The sequence below is a fragment of the Arthrobacter sp. Hiyo1 genome, assembly GCF_001263615.2.
GTDB lineage: Bacteria > Actinomycetota > Actinomycetes > Actinomycetales > Micrococcaceae > Arthrobacter.
Genome location: NZ_DF952468.1, coordinates 276,709 through 279,468, shown reverse-complemented (window position 1 = coordinate 279,468; position 2,760 = coordinate 276,709). Strand labels below are relative to the sequence as shown.

Below are 2,760 nucleotides of genomic sequence, written 5' to 3'. Positions count from 1 at the left end.
TTGCTGGCCGGCGGAACACTCAAGCTGCTCGACGCCGGCAACGTCATCCATCTGGGCGATGCCGCCAACGCGGTGGTCTGGGCCACAGGCGCCGGAGTCCTCGGCCTCGGGATCCTTGTTGCGGGGCTTCGTGGCCGCACGTCGGGACTACTCGGCTTCCTGGCCATAGCCACGCTGGTGATCGGCGGCATCTTCAATATCGCGCCCAACGCGGACCACTTCCGTCTCCAGAATGCCCAATGGAATCCTGTGAGCATCGACGATGCCCGCAAAGGCTTCGACATCACCGGGGTCAACGGGACCGTCGACCTGACCAAGCTGAACCTGAGCGCGCCGCTGAGCTCCGACGTCGTTGTTCCGATGGACGTCACCGCCAGCAATATCAAACTCGTCATCCCGGCGACCGTGCCGGTGGAGGTCCAGGCGGACATGACCTTCGCGAACCTCAAGCAAGACGGTAGCGCCGTCACCCAAAGCAATGGCGGTACCCGGGACAGCTTCAACACGGACAAACCCGGCGCCAAGCTTGTCGTCAGGCTCAACGGCACTTTGAGCAACGTCACCGTCCAGGAAGGAAACTGACATGAGCACGCACGAACCCACGCAGGCATTTGAAACAGCACCTGAAACCCCGGTTCAAACCGCCCGGGCAAGGGTAGGCACCGTGGTCTGGGGGCTGATTGTCCTGGCACTCGCAGCTTTGATCATCATTTCCAAACTCGGCCTCGTGGTCCTCAACGGCACCTATGTGCTGATCGGGCTCATGATCGGAGCCGGCGCGGCACTCGTGATCGGAGGCCTGGTCTCCGCCCGCTCACGAAAAGACCGCGGGTCCAGCCCGGACTCCGGCGCCGCCGATTCCGACCACCGCTAGCAAGCAGCACGTGACAAAGCAGCCACAACAGGGAAGGCTCTAGCCATGAACAAGTTCTTCAGCATCGTACGGGGCATCGGCCTGAAGCGCGGTCCGCAGCGTTTGATCGGAGGGGTTTGCGGTGGCATCGCCGCCAAGCTGAATGTGGACGTAGCCTACGTCCGCATTGGCTACCTGATCTTCTGCCTGCTACCAGGACCCGCCGTCGTGATCTACGTGGTGGCATGGTTGCTGCTTCCCAACCAAAGCGGCACCATTGCGCTGGAATCCTTCCTCACCCAGCGCTCGCAAGGCAGGAACTAGCACAGCCCGGGTTCGCCCGGGCTGTTTCCTGGTTGTTTCAAAAGTCTCATCCGCGGCGGTCACGGTTTGTGTCCTACCCCACATTGCCCCCTACAATCATTGTGAGCTCAGCGTGGCGCTCTGCACGTATACCTCCTAGCCAGGATTTGAGCCCTCATGAAAATTGGAATCCTTACCAGCGGTGGCGACTGCCCCGGACTTAATGCCGTCATCCGCGGCGCCGTCCTCAAGGGAATCGCCATCCACGGCCAGGAATTCGTCGGTTTCCGGGACGGTTGGCGGGGCGTCGTGGAGGGCGACGTCATCGACATTCCCCGGACTATGGTCCGCGGTATCGCCAAACAGGGTGGAACCATCCTTGGCACCTCCCGCACCAACCCGTTCGAAAACGGCGGCGGGCCGGATGTCATCAAGGCCCACATGGACCGCCTCGGCATCGACGCCATCATCGCCATCGGCGGCGAAGGCACCTTGGCCGCCGCGAAGCGCCTCACCGACGCGGCTTGAGGATCGTGGGCGTCCCCAAGACCGTGGACAACGACCTCGACGCCACCGACTACACCTTCGGCTTCGACACCGCCGTCCAGATCGCCACCGAGGCCATCGACCGGCTGCGCACCACGGGAGAATCCCACCACCGCTGCATGATCGCCGAGGTCATGGGCCGCCACGTGGGCTGGATCGCCCTGCACGCGGGCATGGCCGCCGGCGCGCACGCCATCCTGATCCCCGAGCAGAAGGTCAGCATCGAGCAGATCACCGAGTGGGTCCAGGAGGCCCACGATCGTGGCCGTGCGCCGCTGATTGTTGTCGCTGAGGGCTTTGTTCCGGACCACATGGAGGCCCCGCACTCCGAACGCGGCCTGGATACCTTCGGCCGGCCCCGCCTGGGTGGCATCGCCGACCAGCTCGCCCCGGAGATCGAAGCCCGCACCGGCATCGAAACCCGTGCCACGATCCTCGGCCACATCCAGCGCGGCGGCGTCCCGTCGGCTTTTGACCGCGTCCTGGCCACCCGCCTGGGCATGGCGGCCATCGATTCCGTCGTGGAAGGCCGCTGGGGAACCATGGTGGCCCTCAAGGGCACGGACATCGAGCATGTGGGCTTCGAAGCCGCTTTGGGCAAGCTCAAGACCGTCCCGCAGAACCGCTATGACGAAGCTGCGGTGCTGTTCGGCTGAGCCGGTTCTTCACAAGAGCAGATTCTTCAAGGAGCAGGCAGGTACACCCGGTGCCTGCCTGCTCCTTTCCTTTTCCGGGACTGCATAGACTCGATGTCATGGAACTTGATGCGGGATCGGCGGAAATTGTGCTGCTGGCCTGGGCCCGGCACTTAGGGTTCGACGACGAGGCCTTCAGTTTCGTCTCCGGCTCACCTGCTGCCCGCACCGGGGAGCGGCTGGTCAGGGAAGACGAAGACGCCGAATCCATCACCTTCGTGAGGCTCTTTGGCCGCTCCGCATTGGTGGCTCCCGCGTGGGCGGTGGCTGCCGCCGTCGAACTCTCGGACGATCAACTGAGCGAGCATTCCGCACTATTGCGGATCAGCCGCGAACACGGCGGCCACGGCTCGGGACGTCGGC

Annotated in this window: 2 protein-coding genes and 3 pseudogenes; all 5 read left to right on the top strand. The window is 63.9% G+C overall.

Annotated elements, in window-relative coordinates:
- Nucleotides 1-582, top strand: a pseudogene (locus AHiyo1_RS01170) (PspC domain-containing protein); the annotation flags it as partial.
- Between the two features lies 1 nt (nt 583).
- Nucleotides 584-874: a hypothetical protein gene (locus tag AHiyo1_RS01165; RefSeq protein ID WP_059387345.1), complete on the top strand. Its 291-nt coding sequence runs from the start codon at nt 584-586 to the stop codon at nt 872-874.
- A 45-nt stretch (nt 875-919) separates the two neighbouring features.
- Nucleotides 920-1,177: a PspC domain-containing protein gene (locus AHiyo1_RS01160; protein ID WP_059387344.1), complete on the top strand. Its 258-nt coding sequence runs from the start codon at nt 920-922 to the stop codon at nt 1,175-1,177.
- 156 nt (nt 1,178-1,333) lie between these two features.
- Nucleotides 1,334-2,358, top strand: a pseudogene (locus AHiyo1_RS01155) (ATP-dependent 6-phosphofructokinase).
- Between the two features lie 98 nt (nt 2,359-2,456).
- Nucleotides 2,457-2,760: pseudogene (locus AHiyo1_RS24375) on the top strand (GNAT family N-acetyltransferase); the annotation flags it as partial.

Bases quoted from the DNA above. Each gene is read 5' to 3' on its own strand.
- AHiyo1_RS01165 (WP_059387345.1), top strand. From the start codon at position 584: ATGAGCACGCACGAACCCACGCAGGCATTTGAAACAGCACCTGAAACC.
- AHiyo1_RS01160 (WP_059387344.1), top strand. From the start codon at position 920: ATGAACAAGTTCTTCAGCATCGTACGGGGCATCGGCCTGAAGCGCGGT.